Source organism: Variovorax jilinensis, assembly GCF_030316885.1.
Classification (GTDB): Bacteria; Pseudomonadota; Gammaproteobacteria; order Burkholderiales; family Burkholderiaceae_C; genus Variovorax; species Variovorax jilinensis.
Map to the genome: position 1 here is coordinate 359,741 of NZ_JASZYQ010000003.1, position 25,195 is coordinate 384,935.

At 68.2% G+C, this 25,195-nt stretch carries 28 protein-coding genes; 7 read left to right on the forward strand and 21 right to left on the reverse strand.

Features of this window, described 5'->3' with window-relative positions:
* Positions 1-12: 12 nt before the first annotated feature.
* From ybgF to tolB, 3 genes are read right to left on the reverse strand one after another with little or no spacing between them, the layout of a single operon-like run.
* Positions 13-762, reverse strand: a complete 750-nt coding sequence (gene ybgF, locus QTH87_RS13165; protein ID WP_286610391.1) for a tol-pal system protein YbgF — start codon at positions 760-762, stop codon at positions 13-15.
* A 2-nt stretch (positions 763-764) separates the two neighbouring features.
* Positions 765-1,277, reverse strand: a complete 513-nt coding sequence (gene pal / locus QTH87_RS13170; RefSeq protein WP_286609551.1) for a peptidoglycan-associated lipoprotein Pal — start codon at positions 1,275-1,277, stop codon at positions 765-767.
* 19 nt (positions 1,278-1,296) lie between these two features.
* Positions 1,297-2,613: a Tol-Pal system beta propeller repeat protein TolB gene (tolB, locus tag QTH87_RS13175; protein WP_506555331.1), complete on the reverse strand. Its 1,317-nt coding sequence runs from the start codon at positions 2,611-2,613 to the stop codon at positions 1,297-1,299.
* A 144-nt stretch (positions 2,614-2,757) separates the two neighbouring features.
* Between tolB and msbA the strand changes: the two genes are divergently transcribed.
* On the forward strand, positions 2,758-4,542 hold the full coding sequence (gene msbA / locus QTH87_RS13180; RefSeq protein WP_286609554.1) for a lipid A export permease/ATP-binding protein MsbA: 1,785 nt from the start codon (positions 2,758-2,760) through the stop codon (positions 4,540-4,542).
* A gap of 103 nt (positions 4,543-4,645) precedes the next feature.
* Here the strand turns inward: msbA and rng are convergent, their stop codons facing one another.
* Genes rng through QTH87_RS13220 form a run of 8 tightly spaced genes read right to left on the reverse strand, consistent with a single transcriptional unit; the run spans position 4,646 to position 11,518 of the window.
* Complete coding sequence (gene rng / locus QTH87_RS13185; protein ID WP_286609556.1) at positions 4,646-6,169, reverse strand: ribonuclease G; 1,524 nt, start codon at positions 6,167-6,169, stop codon at positions 4,646-4,648.
* A gap of 4 nt (positions 6,170-6,173) precedes the next feature.
* Positions 6,174-6,776, reverse strand: coding sequence for a Maf family protein (locus QTH87_RS13190; RefSeq protein WP_286610393.1), 603 nt, complete (start codon positions 6,774-6,776; stop codon positions 6,174-6,176).
* Positions 6,777-6,778: 2 nt separating this feature from the next.
* On the reverse strand, positions 6,779-7,246 hold the full coding sequence (rlmH, locus tag QTH87_RS13195) for a 23S rRNA (pseudouridine(1915)-N(3))-methyltransferase RlmH (RefSeq protein WP_286609558.1): 468 nt from the start codon (positions 7,244-7,246) through the stop codon (positions 6,779-6,781).
* Positions 7,243-7,908: a ribosome silencing factor gene (rsfS, locus tag QTH87_RS13200; RefSeq protein ID WP_286609559.1), complete on the reverse strand. Its 666-nt coding sequence runs from the start codon at positions 7,906-7,908 to the stop codon at positions 7,243-7,245. The genes rlmH and rsfS overlap by 4 nt, the downstream gene beginning before the upstream one ends.
* Complete coding sequence (gene nadD / locus QTH87_RS13205; RefSeq protein ID WP_286609561.1) at positions 7,908-8,537, reverse strand: nicotinate (nicotinamide) nucleotide adenylyltransferase; 630 nt, start codon at positions 8,535-8,537, stop codon at positions 7,908-7,910. Before nadD ends, rsfS begins: the two co-directional genes overlap by 1 nt.
* The gene (hemF, locus tag QTH87_RS13210; protein WP_286609563.1) at positions 8,528-9,472 is read right to left on the reverse strand and encodes an oxygen-dependent coproporphyrinogen oxidase; all 945 of its coding nucleotides are present in this window, start codon (positions 9,470-9,472) and stop codon (positions 8,528-8,530) included. The genes nadD and hemF overlap by 10 nt, the downstream gene beginning before the upstream one ends.
* The gene (gene purD, locus QTH87_RS13215; protein WP_286609565.1) at positions 9,472-10,767 is read right to left on the reverse strand and encodes a phosphoribosylamine--glycine ligase; all 1,296 of its coding nucleotides are present in this window, start codon (positions 10,765-10,767) and stop codon (positions 9,472-9,474) included. The genes hemF and purD overlap by 1 nt, the downstream gene beginning before the upstream one ends.
* Positions 10,768-10,792: 25 nt before the next feature.
* Positions 10,793-11,518 (reverse strand): YebC/PmpR family DNA-binding transcriptional regulator, encoded by a 726-nt coding sequence (locus QTH87_RS13220; protein ID WP_286609567.1) that lies wholly within the window; start codon positions 11,516-11,518, stop codon positions 10,793-10,795.
* A 149-nt stretch (positions 11,519-11,667) separates the two neighbouring features.
* Here QTH87_RS13220 and QTH87_RS13225 point away from each other — a divergent pair, with 149 nt between their 5' ends.
* From QTH87_RS13225 to QTH87_RS13245, 5 genes are all read left to right on the forward strand, one after another.
* Positions 11,668-13,026: an NAD(P)/FAD-dependent oxidoreductase gene (locus QTH87_RS13225; RefSeq protein ID WP_286609568.1), complete on the forward strand. Its 1,359-nt coding sequence runs from the start codon at positions 11,668-11,670 to the stop codon at positions 13,024-13,026.
* A complete protein-coding gene (locus tag QTH87_RS13230; RefSeq protein ID WP_286609570.1) occupies positions 13,023-14,063 on the forward strand; it encodes a chorismate transformation FkbO/Hyg5 family protein in 1,041 nt (346 codons plus the stop codon). The genes QTH87_RS13225 and QTH87_RS13230 overlap by 4 nt, the downstream gene beginning before the upstream one ends.
* Before the next feature lie 15 nt (positions 14,064-14,078).
* Positions 14,079-14,876, forward strand: coding sequence for a lysophospholipid acyltransferase family protein (locus QTH87_RS13235; protein WP_286609571.1), 798 nt, complete (start codon positions 14,079-14,081; stop codon positions 14,874-14,876).
* Positions 14,843-15,619, forward strand: coding sequence for a glycosyltransferase family 2 protein (locus tag QTH87_RS13240; protein WP_286609573.1), 777 nt, complete (start codon positions 14,843-14,845; stop codon positions 15,617-15,619). Before QTH87_RS13235 ends, QTH87_RS13240 begins: the two co-directional genes overlap by 34 nt.
* A 118-nt stretch (positions 15,620-15,737) precedes the next feature.
* A complete protein-coding gene (locus QTH87_RS13245; RefSeq protein WP_286609575.1) occupies positions 15,738-16,430 on the forward strand; it encodes a P-loop NTPase family protein in 693 nt (230 codons plus the stop codon).
* Between the two features lie 39 nt (positions 16,431-16,469).
* Here QTH87_RS13245 and QTH87_RS13250 read toward each other — a convergent pair whose 3' ends face one another.
* The 7 genes from QTH87_RS13250 to QTH87_RS13280 form a co-directional block, all read right to left on the reverse strand.
* A complete protein-coding gene (locus tag QTH87_RS13250; RefSeq protein ID WP_286609577.1) occupies positions 16,470-17,021 on the reverse strand; it encodes a disulfide bond formation protein B in 552 nt (183 codons plus the stop codon).
* On the reverse strand, positions 17,006-18,100 hold the full coding sequence (locus QTH87_RS13255; RefSeq protein WP_286609579.1) for a sulfate/molybdate ABC transporter ATP-binding protein: 1,095 nt from the start codon (positions 18,098-18,100) through the stop codon (positions 17,006-17,008). Before QTH87_RS13255 ends, QTH87_RS13250 begins: the two co-directional genes overlap by 16 nt.
* 13 nt (positions 18,101-18,113) lie before the next feature.
* Positions 18,114-19,016: a sulfate ABC transporter permease subunit CysW gene (cysW, locus tag QTH87_RS13260; protein ID WP_286609580.1), complete on the reverse strand. Its 903-nt coding sequence runs from the start codon at positions 19,014-19,016 to the stop codon at positions 18,114-18,116.
* Complete coding sequence (cysT, locus tag QTH87_RS13265) at positions 19,016-19,906, reverse strand: sulfate ABC transporter permease subunit CysT (protein ID WP_286609583.1); 891 nt, start codon at positions 19,904-19,906, stop codon at positions 19,016-19,018. The genes cysW and cysT overlap by 1 nt, the downstream gene beginning before the upstream one ends.
* Positions 19,907-20,905 (reverse strand): sulfate ABC transporter substrate-binding protein, encoded by a 999-nt coding sequence (locus QTH87_RS13270; RefSeq protein WP_286609585.1) that lies wholly within the window; start codon positions 20,903-20,905, stop codon positions 19,907-19,909. It lies immediately after the preceding gene.
* The gene (locus tag QTH87_RS13275) at positions 20,902-21,480 is read right to left on the reverse strand and encodes an RBBP9/YdeN family alpha/beta hydrolase (RefSeq protein WP_286609588.1); all 579 of its coding nucleotides are present in this window, start codon (positions 21,478-21,480) and stop codon (positions 20,902-20,904) included. The genes QTH87_RS13270 and QTH87_RS13275 overlap by 4 nt, the downstream gene beginning before the upstream one ends.
* 103 nt (positions 21,481-21,583) lie before the next feature.
* Complete coding sequence (locus QTH87_RS13280; RefSeq protein WP_286609589.1) at positions 21,584-22,501, reverse strand: LysR family transcriptional regulator; 918 nt, start codon at positions 22,499-22,501, stop codon at positions 21,584-21,586.
* Positions 22,502-22,629: 128 nt separating this feature from the next.
* On the opposite strand from QTH87_RS13280, the gene QTH87_RS13285 reads away from it, so the two are divergent.
* Entirely contained in the window at positions 22,630-23,277 is a 648-nt protein-coding gene (locus QTH87_RS13285) for an FMN-dependent NADH-azoreductase (protein WP_286609591.1), read from the forward strand.
* An 88-nt stretch (positions 23,278-23,365) separates the two neighbouring features.
* On the opposite strand, the gene QTH87_RS13290 is transcribed toward QTH87_RS13285, so the two are convergent.
* From QTH87_RS13290 to QTH87_RS13300, 3 genes are all read right to left on the reverse strand, one after another.
* Positions 23,366-23,920, reverse strand: coding sequence for an NADPH-dependent FMN reductase (locus tag QTH87_RS13290; protein WP_286609592.1), 555 nt, complete (start codon positions 23,918-23,920; stop codon positions 23,366-23,368).
* A gap of 48 nt (positions 23,921-23,968) precedes the next feature.
* A complete protein-coding gene (gene epsC, locus QTH87_RS13295; RefSeq protein WP_286609595.1) occupies positions 23,969-24,883 on the reverse strand; it encodes a serine O-acetyltransferase EpsC in 915 nt (304 codons plus the stop codon).
* Positions 24,884-24,956: 73 nt separating this feature from the next.
* On the reverse strand, positions 24,957-25,172 hold the full coding sequence (locus QTH87_RS13300) for a TOBE domain-containing protein (protein ID WP_028250350.1): 216 nt from the start codon (positions 25,170-25,172) through the stop codon (positions 24,957-24,959).
* Positions 25,173-25,195: the final 23 nt, after the last annotated feature.

Below are 25,195 nucleotides of genomic sequence, written 5' to 3' on the forward strand. Positions count from 1 at the left end.
TACAGGCGACGACTAGCGCAGGCGCGAAAGGCGCTCGCGTCCGGCCTGCGCGGCCTCGGATTGAGGATAGGCCTTGGTCAGGTCCTCGAGCGTGCGCCGGGCCGCCTTGGTGTCCTTGAGCTCGATCTGGCAGTTGGCGATCGACAGCACGGCTTCGGGGGCCTTCGCGTGATCCGGCGCCAGCGAGAGCATGGAGCGGAAGTTCGCGATGGCCTCGTTGTAGTTGCGGGTCGCGTACTGCGCGTTGCCGAGCCAGAACAGCGCCGAGGCGTTGTAGCCGCTTTGCGGATAGCGCTTCACGAAGTCGGCGAAGGCGGTCTGCGCCTGAGCGAACTGGCCGGCACGGAAGATGCCCAGCGCGGCGTCGAAGTCGGCCTTTTCCTTGGGATCGGCATTGAACTCGCGGCCATCGACCGCGACCTTCGACGGCTCGTTGCTCTTGAGCCGGTTGTCGACGTCGGTCTGCTTTTGCTGCAGGTCGGTGACGGTCTTGGTGAGCTGCTCGTTCTGGCCGGTCATACGTGCCAGTTCGCCGCGCATCTGCTCGATCTGGTTCTGCAGGTCGAGCACGCTGCGGCGCAGCTGCGCGCTTTCGTCGTTCTGGCGCTGCTCGGCCTGCTGGCGCATGGTCTCGACGCGCTGACGCAGGTCGAGAATGGCGCGCCGGGCCTCGTCGTCCTCGAACAGCGCTGCCTGCGCGCCCATGGACGCACACAGCAGCGCAACCGCCGCGGCAGCGCCTCGCAATGAAACGCTGCGCATCATCAGCGGTAGGTGATCTCGGCGCGGCGGTTCTGGGCCCACGCGTCCTCACCGGCACCTTGCGAGGCCGGCTTTTCCTTGCCGAAGCTCACGGCTTCGATCTGGCCGTCGCTCACGCCGACCAGCACCAACGCACGGCGCACGGCTTCGGAACGCTTCTGGCCCAGTGCCAGGTTGTATTCGCGGCCGCCGCGCTCGTCGGTGTGGCCTTCGATCGACACGCGACGGTTCGGGTTCGCCTTCAGGAAGCGCGCATGGCCATCGATCAGCGCCTGGAACTCGGGCTTGACCGTGTAGCTGTCGAAGTCGAAATAGATGATGCGGGCAACGCCGACCGGACCCTGCGCGTTCTGCGCGTTCGGATCGATGGTGACCGGTGCCACGCCGCTGGCGGCGCCGCCGGAGCCCTGGCCGGCGCCACGGTCGACGACCGGCGTGTCGTTGAGCTTCGTGCCCGACGAGCAACCGGCGATAAGGGCCACGATGGCCAACGAATAGATCGTACGTTTCAACATTTCGAGCTCCTCAAGTTAATCATTGCTTTTGAAACGGACCCCAGTCCGGTTCCCGGATGTCTCCTGCCTGCCCCGCCAGCCGCGCCTTGATCTTGCCGTCGAGCGTGGTCGTCATGAGCGCCTCGCGGCCTTGCAGCTTGGTCGCATAGACGATCAGCTTGCTGTTGGCCGCAAAACTGGGGTTCTCGTCGGCCGTGGTGTCGGTGATGGCCTGCACGTTGCCGGTTGCCAGCTCCATCACATGCAATTTGAACCCGCCGCCGACGCGAGAGATGTAGGCCAACCACCGGCCGTCGGCGCTGACCGACGGAGAGATGTTGTAGGTGCCGCTGAAGGTCACGCGGGTCGGGCTGCCGCCATTGGCGCCCATCTTGTAGATCTGGGGTGCACCGCCGCGATCGCTCACGAAGTAGATCGTGCTGCCGTCGGCCGAATAGACCGGCTCGGTGTCGATGCTGTTGCTCTGCGTCAGTCGGCGCGGCTCGCCACCGCCCGACGGGATGGTGTAGAGCTGCGAGCCGCCGTCGCGGCTGAGCGTGACCGCGAGCGTGTTGCCGTCGGGCGACCACGCCGGCGCGCTGTTGGAGCCGCGGAAGTTGGCGACCAGGCGGCGCTGGCCGCTCGCCACGTTGTGCACGTAGACCACCGGCTTGCGCGACTCGAACGACACGTAGGCGAGTTGCTGGCCGTTGGACGACCACGAGGGCGAGATGATCGGCTCGGGGCTGGCCAGCGCGGCCTGCGCGTTCTCGCCGTCGGCGTCGGCCACCCAAAGCGTGTAGCGGTTGCCGGCCTTGGTGACGTAGGCGATGCGGGTCGAGAAGATGCCGCGCTCGCCCGTGAGCTTCTCGTAGATGAAGTCGGCTATGCGGTGGGCGGCAAGCCGCAGGTCGGCCGTCGGCACGGTGTAGCTCTGGCCGCCCAGGTCGGCCCCGCGCACGACGTCCCAGAGTCGGAAGCGGACGTCCCAGCGGCCATCGGCCAGCCGCGACACGCTGCCGACCGCGAGCGAATCGGCACCGCGCCCGCGCCACAGGCTGAGGTCCGGACGCGATGCCTCGTCGAGCGACTGGCCCGCGGCATCGACACCGCGGAACTGGCCGCTGCGCTCGAGGTCGGCCAGCACGATGGCGGAAATCTTCTGCGGCGATGCGTCCTCGCCCTTGAACGGAGCGATCGCTATCGGCAACTGCGTCACGCCGACGCCCGACACCTCGACCCGGAACTGGGCCAGGGCCGGAAGCATGGGAGAGGCAGCGAGGGCCGCGACGAGGGCGCGGCGGGCGAAGAACGATGAAGAAGGGGTTGGGGAAAGGTCTTGCAACGGCTTTTTCATGCAGTTCGGATGGGTTTCCGAGGAATTAGTTTCTTGACTCGGACAGAACACCCGACATGGTACACATCGCAATGGTCACGACGTCACAAAACGTGTATGACCCGGCGCGGTCCTACATGAACGGCGCCCGTAGAATGCGCCGCCATGCAGCCTTCCCCTGCCGCCGAAGCGGCGCGCCTCCCCCTCACCCAAAGACTCGCGCGCCTGATGACCTGGTTCGGCGGCTCGCGCCGCTGGTGGGCGCTGGGCATTGCGACTGCCGCGGTCGCCGCGCTCACCGAGCCCCTGCTCGCTGCCATGCTCAAGCCGCTGTTCGATCGCGGCTTCACGCGCGGACAGCTGGCGTTGTGGATCGTGCCGGTCGCGATCATCCTGCTGTTCCTGGTGCGCGGGCTGGCGCAGTTCATCTCGCAGTACGCGCTGGCGCGCATCGCCAACGAGGGCATGCAGCGGCTGCGGCGCAGGCTCTTCCAGCGCCTGCTCGAGGCCGAGCTGGCGCTGTTCTCGCGCCAATCGGCCAGCGCGCTGTCGAACACGGTGGTGTACGAGGTGCAGACCGGCGGCATCCTGCTCGTGCAGGCGCTGCTGAGCCTGTCGCGCGACGGCTTCGTGACGGTGGCGCTGCTCTTCTACCTGATCTACCTGAACTGGAAGCTCACGCTGATCGTCGGCGTGATGGTGCCCGGCGTGGCCTGGATCATGAAGGTGCTGTCCAAGCGGCTCTATCACCTCACGCGCCTGGGACAGCATGCCACCGACGAGCTGGCCTACGTGGTCGAGGAGAACGTGCTGGCCCACAAGGTGGTGCGCCTGCACCATGCCGAAGCCGCCCAGAGCGAACGCTTCGAGCGGCTGAGCCACAGCCTCAACCGCCTGGCCGTGAAGTCGACCATCGCCCAGGCCGCGATGACACCGCTCACGCAACTGTTCGCGGCCTTCGCGCTGTCGATCGTGGTGATGATCGCGCTCTGGCAGGCCGGCGAGAAGGGCCTGACGGTCGGCGGCTTCATCTCGTACGTCACGGCGATGCTGATGTTGATCGCGCCGATCAGGCGCCTGGCAGACATGGCCAATCCGATCACGCGCGGGCTCGCGGCTCTCGAGCGCGGCCTGGCGCTGATCGACGACGTGCCCTCGGAATCGCAGGGCCGCTTCGAGCTCGACCGCGCCGCCGGCCACATCGAGCTGCGCGACGTGCGGGTCAACTACCGCGGCGAAGACGAGGCGCGCGCGCTCGATGGCGTCAGCCTCGAGATCGAGCCCGGCGAGGTGATCGCGTTCGTCGGTCCTTCGGGCTCGGGCAAGACCACGCTCGTCAACCTGCTGCCGCGCTTCGTGCTGCCGAGCGCGGGCCAGGTGCTGCTCGACGGCCACGAGGTCGGCGAATGGCAGCTCGCAAGCCTGCGTGCGCAGTTCGCGATGGTCAGCCAGGACGTGGTGATGCTCAACGACAGCCTGGCGGCGAACGTCGCGCTCGGCGCCGAGATCGACCGCCAGCGCGTGCTCGAATGCGTGGCGGCAGCCAATCTCGCGGTTCACGTCGAAGGCCTGCCCGAGGGCATCGACACGGTGCTGGGCCACAACGCGACCCAGCTCTCGGGCGGCCAGCGCCAGCGGCTCGCCATTGCGCGTGCGCTCTACAAGAACGCGCCGATCCTGTTGCTCGACGAGGCCACCTCGGCGCTCGACACCGAATCCGAGCGCCAGGTGCAGGAGGCGCTGCAGCGCCTGATGCAGGGCCGCACCACGCTGATCGTGGCGCACCGCCTGTCGACGATCCAGCACGCCGACCGCATCGTCGTGATGGAGCACGGCCGCATCGCCGAGCACGGTACGCACGAACAGCTGATGGCGCTCGACGGGCTCTATGCAAGGCTGCAGACCAACGCGATCCGCACGGCACCGGCGGGGCAGCCTGCGACGCTCTGACCGAGCGCGGTCTTTTTCGCGGAACCCCGCGGAACCGGCTTTGCCGGGCCGCCGGGGTTGCCCCCCGGGCGGCTACACGAAGTGAGCCAACCTGGGGGGCGAGCTAAAGCAAGACGATGTCGTACTGGCCCTGCCCCATGGCGGGCTCGGCCTGCAGCGAGATCGGCTTGCCGATGAAGTCGCTCAGGCCCGCGAGGTGCTGGCTCTCCTCGTCGAGGAAGAGCTCGATCACCTGCGGCGACGACACGATGCGGAACTCGCGCGGCGTGAACTGCCGCGCCTCGCGCAGGATCTCGCGCAGCACGTCGTAGGCCACGCTGCGCGCGGTCTTCACGATGCCCTGGCCGTTGCAGGCCAGGCAGGGCTCGCACAGCATGTGGGCCAGCGATTCGCGCGTGCGCTTGCGCGTCATCTCGACCAGGCCCAGTTGCGAGAAGCCGCCCGCGGTGGTCTTCACGCGGTCGCGTGCGAGCTGCTTGCGGAACTCGCCCAGCACCTGCTCGCGATGGTCGTCGCGCGCCATGTCGATGAAGTCGACGATCACGATGCCGCCCAGGTTGCGCAGGCGCAGCTGCCGTGCGATGGCCTGCGCGGCCTCCAGGTTGGTCTTGAAGATGGTGTCGTCGAAATTGCGCGCACCCACGAAGCCGCCCGTGTTGACGTCGACCGTGGTCAGCGCCTCGGTCTGGTCGACCACGAGGTAGCCGCCGGACTTGAGGTCGACCCGGCGGCCGAGCGCCTTGGCAATCTCCTCGTCGATCGAATAGAGGTCGAAGATGGGCCGCTCGCCCTTGTAGAGCTGCAGCTTGCCGGCCGCCTGCGGCATGAACTCCAGGCCGAACTTGAGCAGCGATTCGAACTGCTCGCGCGAATCGATGCGGATGGTCTGCGTGTCCTCGACCGTCATGTCGCGCAGCACGCGCTGCAGCAGGCTCAGGTCCTGGTGCAGCAGCGACATCGGCGGCTTGCGCGTCGACAGCTCGCGGATCCGGGTCCAGGTCTTGCGCAGGTACGCGATGTCCTCGGCGAGTTCGGCGTCGCTCGAATCCTCGCCGTTGGTGCGCAGGATGAAGCCGCCCGTGTTGGCTGGCACGACGCCGCCGCTGTCGGCCGCGGCCGCGGCATCGATCAGCGCCTGCATGCGGCTGCGCAGCGCATCGCGCAGGTCGGAAGGAATCTTCTGCGAGACGCCGATGTGGTTGTCCTGCGGCAGGAAGACCAGCAGGCGTCCCGCGATGCTGATCTGGGTCGACAGCCGCGCGCCCTTGGTGCCGATCGGGTCCTTGATCACCTGCACGAGCAGCGACTGGCCTTCGAACACCTGCTTCTCGATCGGCACCATGGCACCGCCACGATGGTCGCGCTCGGGGGTCGGGCTGCTGGGCCGCGAGCCGGGCGTGAACGGCGCCACGATGTCGGCCACGTGCAGGAAGGCCGTGCGGTCGAGGCCGATGTCGATGAAGGCCGACTGCATGCCCGGCAGCACGCGCGACACGCGGCCCAGATAGATGTTGCCGACCAGGCCGCGCTCGAGCGTGCGCTCGACATGAAGCTCCTGCACGGCGCCATGTTCGACCAGCGCGACGCGGGTCTCCTGCGGGGACCAGTTGATCAGGATGTCTTGCATTTTTTTATGTGTCCAGGCCGGCCCGGCGCAGCATCTCTGCGGTCTCGAACATCGGCAGGCCCATGATGCCCGAATGCGAGCCGCCGATGTGCGCGATGAAGGCCGCTGCGCGGCCCTGGATCGCATAGGCGCCGGCCTTGCCCAGCGGCTCGCCGCTCTCGACGTAGGCCGAGATGCGCGACGGCGTGAGCGCCGCGAAGCGCACGTGCGAGACGTTGAGCGCGGCCTGACGCCGGCTGCCGTGCTGCAGGGCGACCGCGGTCATCACGCGGTGCGTGCGATTCGACAGTTGCCCGAGCATGCGCGCCGCATCGGCCGCGTCTTCGGGTTTGCCGAGAATCGTCCGGCCGATCGCCACCGTGGTGTCGGCACACAGGATGGGCGCGGGCGGCAGGCCGCGGTGCGCGTGGCGGGCCACGGCGGCATCGAGCTTGAGCGCCGTCACGCGCTGCACGTAGGCGGTCGGCGATTCGCCGCGCAGCACGGCTTCGAGCGACTCCGCATCCTCGTCGGCATCGGCCAGGAGCAGTTCGTGCGCGACGCCGATCTGCGCCAGCAGCTGGGAGCGGCGCGGGCTCTGCGAGGCCAGGTAGATGAAGCCGGGCACGCTCATTCGCGGTGATACGGATGGCCGGCATTGACCGACCAGGCACGGTAGAGCTGCTCGACCAGCAGCACGCGCGCCATCGCATGCGGCAGCGTGAGGTCGGACAGCCGGATGCGTTCGTGCGCCGCGGCCTTGAAGGCAGGGTCGAGCCCGTCGGGTCCGCCGATCACCAGCGCAACGTCGTCGCCCTCCCCCTGCCAGGCCGAAAGGCGCGCGGCCAGTGCCTTGGTGGTGAGCGCCGTGCCGCGTTCGTCGAGCGCGACGATGCGCATGCCCTTGGCGATCGCGCCTTCGATGCGCTCGCGCTCGGCGGCGTAGAGCGTCTCGAGGGTCTTTGAGCCGCGCGGCTCGGTCTTGACCGCGCGCAGTTCGAGCTTGAGTTCGGGCGGGAAGCGCTTGGCGTAGTCGTCCCAGGCGGTCTGCGCCCAGTCGGGCATGCGTTGCCCGACCGCGACCACCAGCAGCTTCATGACCTCGGCGCGGCGGTCTTGCGTGCGGTCTTCTTGGCTGCCGGCGCGGCCTTCTTGGCGGCCGCCTTCTTGGCAGGTGCCTTGTTGACGACCACGGTCTTCACGGGCGTCTTGCTTGCCGGCGTCTTGCGGGCCGCGGTCTTTTTGGCGGCGGGCTTCTGCTTCTCGGCCTTGGCGGCCAGTTCGGCCGAGCGGATCGCGGTCTTGGCGGCGCTCGAGCGGCGCAGCGAGGTCGGCGCCTTCTTGGCAGCCGGCGCCTTTTCCTCGGTTTCCTTCGCGGTGGCCGGCTTGGCGGCACCGAGCTTGGTGCGCACCGGCTTCTCGCCCCAGATCTCCTCGAGGTGGTAATAGCGCCGGATGGCCGGCTGCATGATGTGGGCCACGGCCGCACCGCAGTCGACGATGATCCACTCGCCGTTGGCCTCGCCTTCCACGCGCGGCTTGTTGAAGCCGGCGTCGCGCACGGCGTCGCGCACGCTGGCGGCCAGCGCCTTGGTCTGGCGATTCGAGGTGCCGGAGGCGACGATCACGCGCTCGAACAGCGGCGAGAGATGCTCCGTGTCGAATACCTGGATGTCCTGCGCCTTGACGTCCTCGAGGCCGTCGATGATGGCCCGCTGGAGTTTCTGGGTGTCTTTTTTGGCGGCAGCTTCAGTGGTCATCAGGCGGATCGGTAAAGGAGGTGTTTGTCAATATAGCGTGCAACCGCCGGCGGAACCAGACCACCGAGGGCTTCCCCGCGGGCCGCACGCGCCCGTATGTCGGTCGCGCTGACGTCCATGGAGGGAAGCTCGAGGGGTTCGAATCGCGCGCCGGACGGGAGATTCGGCAGGACGCCGGGGTCGAAGGGACCGCTGGAGCCCGTGGCTTGTGCGCGATTTGCTACCGAAATTATAGCAATGGCCAGAATCTCCTCGAAGCCGTGCCAGCTCGGCAGCGCCAGCGCCTGGTCGGCGCCGACGATCAGCACCGGCTGCGCGAGGGGCTGCTCGCGCTTGAGCTCGCGCAAGGTGTCGAGCGTGTAGGTCGGTCCGGGGCGCAGGGTTTCGCGCTCGTCGACGCGCGCGCCCGCGATGCCGTCGAAGGCCAGGTGCGCCATCGCGAGTCGGTCCTCGGCCGCACTCAGGCGGCGCGCCTTGTGCCAGGCCTGGCCGGTCGGGAAGATGCGCAGCTCGCTCAGCTGCAACTGGGCCAGCGCCGCCTGCACCAGCGCGACGTGCGCGAGATGCGGCGGGTCGAAGGCACCGCCGAAGACGCCGAGACGCGGCACCGCGGGATCGGCTAGAGCCATTCGCGCCGCACGATGAAGTCGCTGTAGAGCGCCGCCTCGGGGCTGCCGGGCTCGGGCTGGCGGCGGTAGGCCCAGCTCGCCAGCGGCGGCATCGACAGCAGGATCGATTCGGTGCGGCCGCCCGACTGCAGGCCGAAGTGCGTGCCCCGGTCCCAGACCAGGTTGAACTCGACATAGCGCCCGCGGCGGTAGAGCTGGAAGGCCCGCTCGCGCTCGCCGTAGGCCATCTCGCGGCGGCGCTCGACGATCGGCAGGTAGGCCGGCAGGAAGGCGTCGCCGACCGCACGCAGCATCTCGAAGCTGCGCTCGAAGCCGAGCTCGGAGAAATCGTCGAAGAAGATGCCGCCGACGCCGCGCTGCTCGTTGCGGTGCTTCAGCGTGAAGTAGTCGTCGCACCAGGTCTTGAAGCGCGGGTACTTGTCGTCCCCGAAAGGCGCCAGCGCATCGCGGCAGCTGCGGTGGAAGTGCAGCGCGTCCTCTTCGAATCCGTAGCAGGGCGTGAGGTCCATGCCGCCGCCGAACCAGCAGACCGGTTCGCGACCTTCGGGCAGCGCCGCCAGCATGCGCACGTTCATGTGGACGATCGGCACGTAGGGATTGCGCGGATGGAAGACCAGCGACACGCCCATGGCCTCGAAGGGCGCCCCGGCGAGCTCGGGACGGTGCTGCGTCGCCGACGGCGGCAGGCGCGGTCCGCGAACCTGCGAGAAGCCGCAGCCCGCGCGCTCGAACAGCGCACCGTTTTCGAGGATGCAGGTGAGGCCGCTGCCCTGCAGCGCTTCGCCGGGCGCCTTTTGCCAGGGGTCGCGCACGCAGCGGCCGCCGTCGGCGGTTTCGACTGCGTCGACGATGCGCTGCTGCAGGCCGCGCAGATAAGCAACGACGTCCTCCGGCCGGGTCGGGTCGCCGCTGCCGGACATCGCTGCCGCCGACATCAGCTGGCGCTGCCGCGCGCGTGGACTGCGCGGTGGCCGATGTCCTTGCGGTACTGGGCGCCGTCGAACTGGATGCGCGCGGCCACCGCGTATGCGCGCTGCTGGGCCAGCTTGACGCTGTCGGCCAGCACCGTGACGCACAGCACGCGGCCGCCGCTGGTCGTGAGCTCGCTGCCCTCGAGCGTGGTGCCGGCATGGAATACCACGGCATCGGGCGCCTCGGGCGGAATGCCCGTGATGCGGTCGCCCTTGCGCGGCGAGAGCGGGTAGCCGTGCGCCGCCATCACGACGCCCAGCGCCACGCGGCGATCCCATTCGAGCTCCACCTGGTCGAGCGTGCCGTCGGTCGCGTGCCAGAAGACCTCGAACAGGTCGGACTTGAGGCGCAGCATGATCGGCTGCGTTTCGGGATCGCCCATGCGGCAGTTGAACTCGAGCGTCTTGGGATGGCCCTTGGCGTCGATCATGAGGCCGGCATAGAGGAAGCCGGTGTAGGGAATGCCGTCCTTCTCCATGCCGCGGATGGTCGGCAGGATGATCTCGCGCATGGCGCGCGCATGGACCTCGGCCGTGACCACGGGCGCCGGCGAATAGGCGCCCATGCCGCCGGTGTTCGGGCCTTCGTCGCCGTCCTGCAGCCGCTTGTGGTCCTGGCTGGTGGCCAGCGCCGTCACGTTCTTGCCGTCGCACAGCACGATGAAGCTGGCTTCCTCGCCTTGCAGGAATTCCTCGATCACGACGCGCGCGCCGCCCTCGTTGTGCGAGACGCCGAACTTGTTGTCGAGCAGCATGAAGTCGATCGCCTCGTGCGCCTCGGCCAGCGTGGTCGCGACGACCACGCCCTTGCCGGCCGCCAGGCCGTCGGCCTTGACCACGATCGGCGCGCCCTTGGCATCGACATAGGCATGTGCGGCCACCGCATCGGTGAAGGCCTCGTACTCGGCGGTCGGGATGTTGTGGCGCTTCATGAAGGCCTTCGAGAAGGCCTTGGAGCTCTCGAGCTGCGCCGCAGCCTGCGTCGGCCCGAAGATGCGCAGGCCGTGGGCCCGGAACTCGTCGACCACGCCGGCCGCCAGCGGCGCCTCGGGGCCGACCACGGTGAGGCCGATCTTCTCCTTCTGGGCCCATGCGCGCAGCTCGGCCGGTGCCGACAGGTCGACGCATTCGTAGCGGGCGTCCGAACGCGTGCCGCCGTTGCCGGGCGCGACGAACACGCGGCTCACGCGGTCGGACTGCGCCAGGCGCCACGCCAGGGCGTGCTCGCGGCCGCCGCCTCCAATCACCAGTACCTTCATTCGCGGGCTTTCGTTCGCGCTGCCGTCATTCGGACAGCGCGGCGTTGTGATAGACATCCTGCACGTCGTCGAGGTCCTCGATGACGTCGAGCAGCTTCTGCATGCGGGCCGCATCCTCGCCGGCCAGCTCGATCGTGTTCTCGGCCCGCATCGTGACCTCGGCGATCTCGGGCTTGAGCCCGGCGGCCTCGAGCGCGTTCTTGACGGCTTCGAAGTCGGCAACCGCCGTCAGCACCTCGACGGCGCCGTCGTCGTCGGTGACGACGTCCTCGGCACCGGCCTCGAGCGCGACTTCCATCACCTTGTCCTCGTCGGTGCCGGGCGCGAACACCAGCTGGCCGCAGTGCTTGAACTGGAAGGCGACCGAGCCTTCGGTGCCCATGTTGCCGCCGTACTTGGAGAAGGCATGGCGAACCTCGGCGACCGTGCGCACGCGGTTGTCGGTCATGGTGTCGACGATGATCGCGGCGCCGCCGATGCCGTAGCCCTCGTAGCGGATCTCCTCGTAATTGACGCCTTCGAGGTTGCCCGTGGCCTTGTCGATGTTGCGCTTGATGGTGTCGATCGGCAGATTGACCGCCTTCGCCTTCTCCACCGCCAGCCGAAGCCGCGGATTGGCGCCGAGGTCGCCGCCGCCATTGCGCGCGGCCACCGTGATCTCACGTATTGCACGGGTCCAGAGCTTGCCGCGCTTCTCGTCCTGCCGCCCTTTCCGGTGCTGAATGTTCGCCCATTTGCTGTGTCCGGCCATGGCTCAATCTCTCGCAATCTTGTGTTTTCAAACCAGGCAGCGAGTTTACTGTCCGGCGCCTGCAACTGCCGGGCCCGTCCGACAGGAGCGCCAGAGGCTTTTTGGGATAATTCGCCGGCTTCCAGAATGCAGATTCCCAATTCCGCCGCATGACCCCAACGAAAACAACTCACTCCACCGGCGCGGCCGCCTCACCGGACTGCGACGTGCTCGTGATCGGCGGCGGTCCGGCCGGCGCCACGGCCGCAGCGCTGCTCGCGCGCCAGGGGCGACGGGTCGTGATGCTCGAGAAGGCGCACCATCCGCGCTTTCATATCGGCGAATCGCTGTTGCCCGCCAACGTGGCGCTGTTCGACCAGCTGGGCCTGCGCGAGGAGCTCGAGCGCATCGGCATGCCCAAGTGGGGCGTCGAATTCGTGTCGCCCGACCATGACCACGTGACCCGGCTCGAATTCGCCGAGGCCATGGACAAGTCCATGCCCTACGCCTGGCAGGTCCGCCGCTCGGAGATGGACGAGATCCTGTTTCGCCATGCCGCGGCCCAGGGCGCCGAGGCCATCGAGGGCTGCCGCGTGCGCGAGGTCGCATTCGATGCCGACGGCGCCGACGTCAAGGCCGTGATGGACGATGGCGCCGAGCGCCACTGGCGCGCGCGCTTCGTGCTCGACGCATCGGGCCGCGACACCTTCCTCTCGAACAAGCTCAAGGCCAAGCAGAAGAACCCCAGGCACAACAGCTCGGCGCTGTTCGGCCACTTCACGAACGCCGAGCGCGCCGAGGGCAAGCTCGAGGGCAACATCACGATCTTCTGGTTCGCCCACGGCTGGTTCTGGTACATCCCGCTGGCCGACGGCCAGACCAGCATCGGCGCAGTCTGCTGGCCCTACTACCTCAAGTCGCGCAGCAAGCCGCTCAAGGAGTTCTTCGCCGACACGATCGCGATGTGCGAGCCGTTGGCGCAGCGCCTGAAGGACGCCACGCTGGTCGACGATGCGGTCCACGCCACCGGCAACTACTCCTACACCAGCACCCACTGCAGCGGCGAGCGCTACCTGATGCTCGGCGATGCGTATGCCTTCATCGACCCGGTGTTCTCCTCGGGCGTGTATCTCGCGATGCACAGCGCCTTCGTCGGCGCCGAAGTGGTCGCCACCGCGCTCGACCAGCCGGCGCGGGCCGCCGCAGCGCGCAAGCGCTTCGAGGCCGACATGCGCAAGGGGCCGCGCGAGTTCTCGTGGTTCATCTTCCGCGTCACCAACCCGACCATGCGCGAGTTCTTCATGTATCCGCAGAATCCCATGCGCGTGAAGGAGGCGCTGATGTCGCTGCTGGCCGGCGACATCTACGGCAAGACCCCGATCTGGCGGCCGCTGCGGGTGCTGAAGACCATCTACTTCGCAATCTGCGCCTCCCATCCGCGCCGCAGCTGGAACGCCTGGCAGCGCCGTCGCCGCAACATCCGCGACCTCGGTCCCCTGGCCGGCGAAAACGTGGTCGAGGTCCGGTGACCGCCCGACTTCACCTGGGCGCACCGCCCCTGCGCGTGCAGCGCCTCCAGCTGGCCGACGCCCTGGCGCTCGCACCCGGTGATGCGTCGCCCTGCGACGTGCTCGGTGCCATCGCCTATGGCCCGCCAGACAGCCCGGGCGGATTGCCGACCGTGAACGCCAGCGTGCTGTGCGCCGGCGGGGCGATGGCCGACGCCTGGCGCGCGAGCGAGCACGTTGCATCCGGCACCACCGGCGCGGTGCGCTGGCGCTGTGACGGCCACTGGATGTTCGGCGCGATCGACCTCGACGAGCGCATCGAGCAAACCGGTGTCGCCGCGCTGGCCGAGCGCGCGTATCGCGACCTCTTCGCTGCGCTCGCTGAAACCGGCTGCACCCATCTGCTGCGGCTCTGGAACTATCTGCCGCAGATCAACGGCGACGGCGGCGGCATGGAGCGCTACCGGCAATTCAATGTCGGACGGCACCGGGCCTTCGTCGACGCCGGCCAGGCCGCCTTCGAGGGCGCACCGGCGGCATGTGCACTGGGCATTCATCGAGGTGCGCTGGGCATCCGCTTCCTGGCCGGCCGCACGGCCCCGGTCGCAATCGAGAACCCGCGGCAGGTTTCCGCCTACCGCTATCCGACGGACTACGGGCCGCGCGCACCGAGCTTCTCTCGCGCCGCGCTGGCCGACATCGGCGGCGGCGACGTCGCCCTCTTCATCTCGGGCACCGCCAGCATCGTGGGCCACGAGACCGTGCACGCAGGCAGGCTCCTGCCGCAGGTGCAGGAGACGCTGCGCAACCTCGCCGCCGTGATCGCGGCGGCCGAGGCGCACACCAGCGCCCGCTTCGACCTCGCCGCGCTCGATTGCGTGGTGTACGTGCGCCACGCGTCCGATGCCGCGCTCGTGCGGCAGGCGCTGCAAGAGGCGCTGGGCTCAGCCGCCCACACCGTGATGCATGCGGTCTACCTCGAAGCCGACATCTGCCGCCAGGACCTGCTGGTGGAGATCGAGGCCCATTCGGTCGCTCGCGGCGCTCTGCGCGCCTGAAGGGCCCGGCCTTCCATGAACCGACTGCTGCGCCTGGCGCTCACGATCCCGGTCGCGCTGGTGCTCTACGCGCTGCTGCTCCTGCTCGGTGCCATCACCCTGCCCTGGAACATTGTCGCCATGGTGCTCTACCCCGTCTTGCCCGAGGCCATCGGGCGTCGGCTGGGCCGGAGCGCCATCGCGTTCTGCTATCGCTCCTTCTGGGCCGCAGCCTCGCTGAGCGGCATGATGCGCATCGATGCCGACTGCCTGGACGCCCTGCGCGAAGAGCGCGGACTGATCCTGATGGCCAACCATCCCACGATGCTCGACGCCCTGCTGCTGGTGGCGCGCCTGCCGCGCAGCGCCTGCATCATGAAGGCCGAGCTGATGCGCAACATCTTCCTGGGCGGAGGCGCACGCCTTGCCCGCTACATCCGCAACGATTCCGCCCGCACCATGGTGCGGCTGGCGGTCGACGACCTGAAGAACGGCGGCCAGCTCGTGATCTTCCCCGAGGGCACGCGCACCGTGACGCCGCCGCTCAATGCCTTCAGGCCCGGCGTCACGCTGATCGCCAAGCTCGCGCAGGCACCGATCCAGACCGTCTTCATCGACACCGAGTCGCCCTATCTGTCCAAGGGCTGGCCGCTGTGGCGCGTGCCGCCGCTGCCGATCGTGTTCCGGCTCAGCCTGGGCCAACGCTTCGCACCGTCGCAGGACAGCAATGCGCTGCTGCAGCAGATCGAGCTCTACTACCGCCAATCCATGGAACAGCGCGCGCCCGGCGCGCAGCCCGCATGCCAGACGTCTCGCGCACCCACCTTGTCCTGATCCCCAGCTACAACACAGGCGAACGCCTGTTCTCGACGGTCGAGGCGGCGCGCGCGCAGTGGAACCCGGTGTGGGTGGTGGTCGACGGCAGCACCGACGGCACGGGCGAGCGCCTGCAGCAGATGGCCGCCGCCGATCCCGGACTGCGCGTCTGGCTGCTGCCGAGCAACCAGGGCAAGGGCGCTGCGGTGCTGCACGGCCTGCGCGAGGCGCGGCAGGCCGGCTTCACGCATGCGCTGACGATGGATTCCGACGGCCAGCATCCGGCCGACCTGATCCCGGCCTTCATGCAGGCTTCGCGTGCGCGGCCCGAGACCATGGTGCTCGGCCGCCCCGTGTTCGACGCCAGCGCCCCGCTGCTGCGGGTGCGCGGCCGGCGCGTGTCGAACGGCTGGACCCAGCTCGAGACGCTGTTCGCGGGCATCGGCGATTCGCTCTACGGCTTTCGCGTGTACCCGGTCCCGGAGCTGATCGCAGTCATGCAGCGCCAGCCGTGGATGCGCCGCTTCGACTTCGACACCGAGGCCGTGGTGCGGCTGGCCTGGCGCGGCGTGAAGCCGGTCAACATCGACGCCCCGGTCAAGTACCTCACGGCCGAGGAAGGCGGGGTCTCGCATTTCCGCTACGGGCGCGACAACGTGCTCCTGACCTGGATGCACGCGCGGCTGATGGTCGAGTTCGTGCTGCGGCTGCCGTTGCTGCTGCTGCGCCGCGTGCGGCGTGCGCCACCGTTCCAGGATTGAGCGACGGCGCAGCCGGCACGCGGCCGGGCCCGTTTATTGCGATGCAGGCGCAAGACCGCCGCCTAGAATGAGCGACGGCTTTTTCACCCCTTTTCCATCCCACTGTTCCAGGAACCACATGAGCTCCATCAACTTCATCGGCGGCGAAAAGGGCGGGGTCGGCAAATCGGTCACCGCTCGCGTGCTGGCTCAGTACTTCATCGATCACAGCCGCCCGTTCGTGGGCTACGACACCGATCGCTCGCACAGCTCCTTCACGCGCTTCTACGAGGGCTTCGCCTCGCCGGTGGTGGTCGACAGCTTCGAGGGCCTCGACACCGTGGTCAACGGCTTCGAGAGCAATCCGCAGCAGAGCGTGATCGTCGACCTCGCGGCCCAGACACTGGCGCCGCTGTCGCGCTGGATCAAGGAATCGGACCTGTTCGACGTCTTCGCCGAACTGGGCGTGGCGGTCAACTTCTGGCACGTGCTCGACGACGGCAAGGATTCGAGCGACCTTCTCGGCACGCTGATCGACACCTTCGGCGACCGGCCCAACTACATCGTGGTCCAGAACTACGGGCGCGGCAACGACTTCGGCCTGCTGCTCGGCTCGCAGTCGCTCAGCAAGGCCGCCGCCCATGGCGCCCGCGTGATCGCCCTGCCCCGGCTGCACGATGCCAGCATGCGCAAGATCGACGGCGGCAACACCAGCTTCTGGAAGGCGGTCAACGACCGCGAAGGGCCGCATGCGCTGGGCCTGCTCGAGCGTCAGCGCGTGAAGACCTGGCTGGCGACCGCTTACGCCGCCTTCGACACCTTGCCGCTGTAGGGCGGAGGCCGGGCGCCGCCGGGCGCTGTGCCGGGCGGCTCAGGCCGTGGTCTTGGCCGCCGGTCGGATCGGCGGCCGGCGGAAGGCGCGCGACAGCAGCACCAGCAGCAGCACCGAGAACACGGTGAAGGCAATGAAGGACCAGTTGGCGATCGACAGGCCCAGGAAGGTCCAGTCGACCTGCGAGCAGTCGCCGGCGCCGCGGAAGATCATCGGCAGCGCGCGCTGCAGCGGGAAGGTCTCGATCATCCCGTAGATGTCGCGCCCGCACGTGACCACCTCGGGCGGATACCACTGGAGCCAGCTCTGGCTGGCCGCGGTGTAGGCGCCGCCGATCGCCGCAACCAGCGCGAGCAACATGGCGACGAAGCGAAACACCCTGCCACCGCTGGCGGCGCCGATCGCCGCGAAGACGGCCACCAGGATCAGCGCGTAGCGCTGCACGACGCACATCGGGCACGGCTCGAGCCCCACCACGTGCTGCAGATACATGCCGAAGGCCAGCATCGCCACGCAGGCCAGGCAGACGAGAGCCAGTGCGCGCCGCGGCGCGCCGAAAAACCAGTCGATCACATTCAAGGCGAAACCCATTCCTCTACGAACACCCGGGCCTTGCGCGGCGTGGCGACGACGGTGTCGCCCTCGCTGAGACCCAGGTCCCGGAACTGTTGCGCAGGGAGTTGCGCCTCGATGATGGTTCCGGAGCCCGGATTATCGGGATTCGACTCGACCGGTTCGAGTTCCAGGCGCGCGATGGGTCCGACCACGATCGCGCGGCTCAGGATGGCGACGATGCCGGTGGCGCCCGGTGCGTAGCGCTCGACGCTGAGGTCGTGCGGCCGCACGTAGGCCAGCGCCTTGCCGTCGCGCAGCCCCGGCTGCTCGGGCGTGTCGATGCGGATGCCCTCGACCTGCACCTCGCCTTCGAGCGAGCGGCCGTGGAACAGGTTGACGTCGCCCAGGAAGCCGTAGACGAACGGGCTGGCCGGATGGTCCCAGACGTCCTGGGGCGAGCCCACCTGCTCGATGCGGCCGCTGTTCATCAGCACCACGCGGTCGGCCACCTCGAGCGCCTCTTCCTGGTCGTGGGTGACGAAGATGCTGGTGACGTGCAGCTCGTCGTGCAGGCGACGCAGCCAGCGGCGCAGTTCCTTGCGCACCTTGGCGTCGAGCGCGCCGAAGGGCTCGTCGAGCAGCAGCACCTTGGGCTCGACCGCGAGCGCCCGGGCCAGCGCGATGCGCTGGCGCTGGCCGCCCGAGAGCTGCGAAGGGTAGCGATCGGACAGCCAGTCGAGCTGCACCAGCTTGAGCAGGTCGTGCACCTTGGTCTTGATCTGCGCTTCGGACGGCCGCTGGCCGCGCGGCTTGACGCGCAGTCCGAAGGCCACGTTCTCGAACACCGTCATGTGGCGGAACAGCGCGTAGTGCTGGAACACGAAGCCGACCTGGCGGTCTCGCACGTGGACGTCCGTGGTGTCCTCGCCCGAGAACAGGATGCTGCCGGCGCCCGTGGTCTCGAGGCCCGCGATGATGCGCAGCAGCGTTGTCTTGCCGCAGCCCGAGGGCCCCAGCAGCGCCACCAGCTCGCCCGAGGCGACGTCCAGGTTGACGTCGCGCAGCGCGTGGAAGTCGCCGAACTGTTTGCTGACGTTGCGAATTTCGATGCTCATGATGTCTTCTCTTTCAGGCGGCCGCGGGCGTCGGACGCTCGGGCGGCAGTTCGGCCAGGGCCTTCATCTCGCGCTCGTGGCGCCACTCGATCACCGACTTGATCACCAGCGTGACCAGCGCCAGGATCGCCAGCAGCGAGGCCACCGCGAAGGCGGCCACCGACTGGTACTCGTTGTAGAGCACCTCGACGTGCAGCGGCATGGTGTTGGTCTGTCCCCGGATATGGCCGGAGACCACCGACACTGCGCCGAACTCGCCCATGGCCCGCGCATTGCACAGGATCACGCCGTACAGGAGGCCCCACTTGATGTTGGGCAGCGTCACGCGCCGGAAGGTCTGCCAGCCGGTGGCACCGAGCACGATCGCGGCCTGCTCCTCGTCGGTGCCCTGGGCCTGCATCAGCGGGATCAGTTCCCGCGCGATGAACGGGAACGTCACGAACACGGTCGCCAGCACGATGCCGGGCACCGCGAAGATGACCTTGATGTCGTGCGCCTGCAGCCACGGGCCGAACCAGCCCTGGGCGCCGAAGACCAGCACGTAGATCAGGCCGGCGACCACGGGCGACACCGCGAACGGGAGGTCGACCAGCGTCGTCAGGACCGCCTTGCCGCGGAACTCGAACTTGGCGATGGCCCAGGCCGCGGCGACGCCGAAGACCAGGTTGACCGGCACTGCGATGGCGGCCACCAGCAGGGTCAGGCGGATCGCGCTCCAGGCGTCGGGCTCGCGCAATGCGTCGAGGTAGGCCCCGACGCCCTTGCGCAGCGCCTCGGCCGCGACCGCGGCCAGCGGCAGCACCAGGAACAGGAACATGAAGGCCAGCGCGATGCCGATCAGCGTGCGGCGCACCCAGGCCGACTCGGTCGTGCCGGACTGCACGCGGCGCACGGCGGAGGAAGAAGATCCGCTCATCAGATGCCTCCCGATCGGCGGCGTTGCCAGCCCTGCAGGCCGTTGATGACCAGCAGCAGCGCGAACGAGATCACCAGCATCACGAGCGCGACCGCGGTGGCGCCTGCGTAGTCGTACTGCTCGAGCTTGCCGATGATGATCAGCGGCGTGATCTCCGAGACCATCGGCATGTTGCCGGCGATGAAGATCACGGAGCCGTATTCACCGATCGCACGCGCAAACGCCATCGCGAAGCCCGTGAGCAGCGCCGGCATGATCGACGGCAGGATCACCTTGGTGAAGGTCTGCAGCCGCGATGCACCGAGGCTGGTGGCGGCTTCCTCGAGTTCGCGTTCGGTGTCCTCGAGCACCGGCTGCACCGTGCGCACCACGAAGGGCAGGCCGACGAAGATCAGCGCGATCACGATGCCCGCAGGCGTGAAGGCCAGCTTGATGCCGAGCGGCTCCAGAAACTGGCCCACCCATCCGTTGCCGGCGAGCAGCGCGGTCAGCGAGATGCCGGCCACCGCGGTGGGCAGCGCGAACGGCAGGTCGACCAGCGCGTCGATGATCCGCTTGCCCGGAAACTTGTAGCGCACCAGCACCCAGGCCACCAGCAGGCCGAACACCAGGTTGACCAGCGCGGCCAGGAACGACGCACCGAAGGTGAGCCGGTAGGAGGCCATCACGCGCGGGGCGCTGACCGCGACCCAGAACTGATCCCAGTTCATCGTGAAGGTCTTGAAGACCAGCGCCGACAACGGGATCAGCACGATCAGGCTCAGGTAGAGCACCGAGTAGCCGAATGTCAGCTGAAAGCCCGGCAGCACGCGCCGCGAGACGCCCTTGGCTCCCACGCGCGCAATCGGCGCCGCCCCGGAGGGCAGCGCCGAGGTGGCAACACCGCTCATTTACTTCGCGCCGGGCGTGTAGAGCTTGTCGAACTGGCCGCCGTCGTTGAAGTGCACCTTCTGGGCTTCGCCGAGGCTGCCGAACAGTTCCTGCACCGTGAACAGCTGCAGCGGCTTGAAGGTCGCGGCATTCTTCTTGAGCACGGCTTCGGAGCGCGGGCGCAGCGCATGCTTGGCGGCGATTTCCTGCGCTTCGTCGGAATAGAGGAAGTCGAGGTAGGCCTTGGCCAGCTCGCCGGTGCCCTTCTTGTTGACCGTGCGTTCGACCACAGCGACCGGGTTCTCGGCCAGGACGCTGATCGAGGGATACACGGCATCGACCTTGCCGGTGCCGAACTCGCGGTCGATCGAGACCACTTCGGACTCGAAGGTGATCAGCACGTCGCCGATGTTGCGTTGCAGGAAGGCAGTGGTGGCGTCGCGGCCGCCGCGCGCCAGGATCGGCACGTTCTTGAACAGCTTGGCCACGAACTCGGCCGCCTGGGCGTCGGTGCCGCCCTTCTTCTTCACGTAGCCCCAGGCCGCGAGGTAGGCATAGCGGCCGTTGCCGCCGGTCTTCGGATTGACGACCACGACCTGCACGCCGGGCTTGATGAGGTCGTCCCAGTCCTTGATGCCCTTCGGATTGCCGTTGCGCGTCAGGAACAGCATCGTCGAGGTCGTCGGCGATGCGTTGTAGGGGAATTTCTTCGGCCAGTCCTTGGCGACGACGCCGGCGTTGGCCAGGAAATCGATGTCGGTCGAGGTGTTCATCGTGACGACGTCGGCATCGAGGCCGTCGGCAACGGCGCGGGCCTGGGCGCTCGAACCGCCGTGCGACTGGTCGATCTTGACGTCCTTGCCGGTGGTCTTCTTGTAGTGGGCCGCGAAGGCGGCGTTGTAGTCCTTGTAGAACTCGCGCGCCACGTCGTAGGACGCATTGAGCAGCGTCTGGGCCGAGGCTGCGCCACTGGCCGCGAGCACGACGGCGCCGATGAGGGTCTTGATTCTGGAAGTCATAGAGTTGCCGAGGTTTCGAAATTCTTGCGGCCGCCCATCAAGGGGGTCGGCTCGTCGGTCAGTGATTGGAGCAGCGCCAGGCCCAAGGGCCAGTCGCCGTGTCCGGATTCGATGTTGATGTGGCCGGCATTCTGCATGCGGACGAATTCGCTGCCCCAGGCACGGGCATAGGCGCCGGCCAGTCGCACCGGGCAGAAAGGGTCGTTGCTGCTGGCGACGACGATGCTGCGGTACGGCAGCCGAGCGAACGGCACCGGCGCGAAATCGGTCAGCGCGGCGCGGCGTTCGGGATCGGCGGGCGCCACCAGCAGCGCGCCTGCGATGCGCGAGGCGGCCGCGGCCGACAGATGCGTGGTTGCGATGCAGCCGAGGCTGTGGGCGGCAATCACGACCGGCCCGGGGCTTTGCAGCACGGTTGCCTCGAGCGCGGCGACCCAGGCGGCACGGCTCGGCGTGATCCAGTCGTCCTGCACCACGCGCACCGCGCCCTGCATGCGCTCGGCCCAGAGGCTCTGCCAATGGCCGGGGCCGGAATCGCGCCAGCCCGGCACGATCACGATGGTCGGTGTGCTCACGCAGTCCTTGTTTGTTGCGGTGGGGTCGCCATTCTGCGGAGCAAGGCTAGGAACACAAACGAATATCTATTTGTTTGGTTATGGGGTTTTGGGCATAAGCCGGTCAACCAGCCAGGGCATGGGGCTCTGCACCGTCGAGGTTCTCGACCAGGAAATCGATCAGGCGGCGTACCGCAGGCACCAGCGCCCGGCGCGCCGGGAACACGGCATGGCAGATGCCGGGGCCCGGCCCCCAGCCCGGCAACACCTCGACCAGCTTGCCGGCATTGATCTCGCGCCGGCACATGTAGTCGGGCAGCACCGACGCGCCGGTGCCCTGCACCACCGCGAACTGGAGCGTGAGCAGGTCGTCCGCCACGTAGCGCGGCGTGTGGGTGTGGACCACGATCTTGCCGGTCGGCCCTTCGAGCCGCCAGCTGGCCTTTCCCTCGCCGGTCGACATCGCGACCGAATCGAGGCGGCCGAGGTCGGCCGGCGTCAGCACCGGTCCCTGGCGACTCAGCAACTCGGGCGTCGCCACGAGGATGCCCCGGCTGACGCCGAAGTTCTTGGCCACCAGCGTGGCGCTGTCCTCGATCACGGGGCGCACGCGCAGGGCGAGGTCCACGCCCTCCTCGACCGGATCGACGGGGCGGTTCAGCACCCGCATCTCGACCCGCACCTGCGGATAGCGGCGCAGGAACTCGGGCAGCAACGGGCCGACGCTGCTGTGGGCCAGCGTCACCGGACAGCTGAGCCGGACCGTGCCGGTCGGCTCGGTCTGCACCTGCGCCACGGCCTCGGAGGCCGCCTGGGCGGCATCGCGCATGGCGGCGCAGTGCTTGAGGTAGATCTCGCCCGCGGGCGTGAGCGAGAGCCGGCGCGTGCTGCGCTGCATCAGCTGGACGCCGAGGCGGGCCTCCAGATCGGCCACCCGGCGCGAGAGCCGGGACTTCGGAATGCCGAGCGCCCGGCTGGCGGCCGCGAACCCGCCGCGTTCGGCCACTTCGGCGAAGAACACCATGTCGTTGAGGTCTTGCATCGGCTGATTGTCCTATTCTTGGAACGAACTAAGGCATTTTTACAGACTTATCAATTAATCGCTTCAAAAATAGAATTCTCCCCACGCCGACCGATTTCCGTGCCGGCCCCTCAAGAAAGGCATTCACCATGAAGCTGCTGCACGTCGATTCCAGTGTCCTCGGAGGCAACTCCGTTTCCCGCCAACTCACCGCGGAAGTGGTGGCCGACTGGCGCAAGACCCATCCCGACACCACGGTCGAATACCTCGACCTGGCGGTGGACACGCCCAACCATTTCAGCGCCGATGCGCTCGGGATCAAGGTCGGCGCCCAGGCCGAGCCGACCGCCGCCCAGCGCTTCGAGAACGAAGTCTCCGAGCGGCTCGTGAGCCAGTTCCTGGCCGCCGACGTGATCGTCGTCGGCGCCCCGCTCTACAACTTCACGGTGCCGACCCAGCTCAAGGCCTGGATCGACCGCCTGGCGCAGGCCGGCCGCACCTTCAAGTACACCGAGAAGGGTCCCGTGGGCCTGGCCGGCGGCAAGACCGTGATCGTGGCCTCGACCCGCGGCGGCGCCTACTCGACCAGCGATGGCGGCCAGGCGATGGAGCACCAGGAGAGCTACCTCAAGGTGGTGTTCGGCTTCTTCGGCATCACCGACGTGCGCATCGTGCGCGCCGAGGGCCTGGCGATGGGCGATGCCGCCAAGGCCTCGGCGCTGGCGGCAGCGCGTGCCGACATCGGCACGGCGACCGGCAAGGCCGCGAACCAGGACCAGGCGGCGCTCGCGGCCTGATGTTCGGGACCGGACGCCTCGTGCGTCCGGACAATGAAAAGGGGCGGCCCACATCGAGCGGGCCGCCCCTTTTTCGTCGTCGCGCAGGCTACTTGCCGACGTGAAGATTGATCCAGGCCACGTACTTGTCGACCCAGCCCTGGAGGAACTGCTTGCTGGTCTCGGCGATGTGGCCCTTGTCGTCGAACATGCCTTCCTTGTTCTGGATGTAGACCTCGGGCTGGTTGAGGGTCGGCATGTCGAGGTAGGCCAGGATCGGCCGCAGGTGCTGCTGCGCGGCCGCGGTGCCGATCGGGCCCACCGAGACGCCGACCACGCCAGCCGGCTTGCCGGCCCAGGCGCTCTGGCCGTAGGGACGCGAGGCGTTGTCGATCGCGTTCTTGAGCACGCCGGGAATCGAGCGGTTGTACTCGGCCGTCACGAACAGCACGCCGTCGGCGGCCGCGATCTCGCTCTTCAGGCGCCGCACCGACGCCGACTGGTTGCCGTCCTCATCCTGGTTGTAGAGCGGCAGATCGTCGATGCGCACATGCTCGAAGGTGAAATCCGCGGGCGCCAGGTGCGCGATCGCAAGCGCGAGCTTGCGGTTCAGCGAATCCTTGCGCAGGCTGCCGATGACGACGGCGATCTTTTTCTGGCTCATGAAGACTCCTTGCAGACGGGGGGTTGGGGAGGAACGCTCGACGATAGCTCAGGCCCGGTGCCGCGGGGGCGCGTTCTGCACGCTGGCCTGCGACACGCTGGCGCCGGCCGGCACGTCGTCGGTGATCCAGACGTTGCCGCCGATGACGGCGCCGCGACCGAGCGTGACGCGGCCGAGGATGGTGGCGCCGGCGTAGATCACGACGTCGTCCTCGACCACCGGATGGCGCGGCAGGCCCTTCTGCAGGTTGCCTTCGGCGTCGGTCGGGAAGCGCTTGGCGCCGAGCGTCACGGCCTGGTAGATGCGCACCCGCTTGCCGATCACGGCGGTCTCGCCAATCACGACGCCGGTGCCATGGTCGATGAAGAAGCCGGCATCGATCTTCGCGCCCGGATGGATGTCGATGCCGGTCTGGCCGTGCGCGAGCTCGGCCGTGATGCGCGCCAGCAGCGGCAGGCCGAGCCCGTAGAGCTGGTGCGCCAGCCGGTGATGGATCATCGCCAGGATGCCCGGATAGCACAGCAGCACCTCGTCGACGCTGCGCGCCGCCGGGTCGCCTTGGAAGGCGGCCAGCACGTCGCCGTCGAGCAGCCGTCGGATGCCGGGCAGCGCGGCCGCGAAAGACTGCACCGCCTCGGCCGCCTGGGTGTCGATCTCTTCGGGGGGGCGCGGCTGGTGGCGCGCCATGTAGCGCAGCTCGAGCCGGGCCTGTGTCAGCAGCGACTGCAGCGCCGCGTCGAGCGTGTAGCCGACATAGAAATCCTCGCTGTCATGGCGCAGTTCCGGCGGCCCGAGCCGCATCGGAAACAGCACGCCCTTGAGCGATTCGACGACGCCCGCGAGCGCCTCGCGCGAAGGAAACTCGCGGCTGCCGGGCTCGCGCGAGCGCTGCTGCGAATCGCGCCATTCATCGCGCGCCTCGTGCAGCGCCGCAACCACCTGGCCGACATCGAATAACGGCATGGACACTTCTCCGTTCGTGGGGACTTGGACGATGCATCATCGCGCAAGTCCCCACGGCGGAGGGGTCTCTTCCTCAGAGCTTGGCGATCGAGACCTCGGTCGACTTCACGAGCGCGACCACGTCCGACCCCGGCTTCAGTTGCAGTTCGTCGACCGAGCGGGTCGTGATGACCGAGGTCACGATGCCCCATGCGGTCTCGACATCGACCTCGGACACGACGTCGCCACGGATGATTTCGCGCACCTTGCCCTTGAACTGGTTGCGCACGTTGATGGCTTGAATGGACATGGAAGACTCCTGATGGGTGGGAT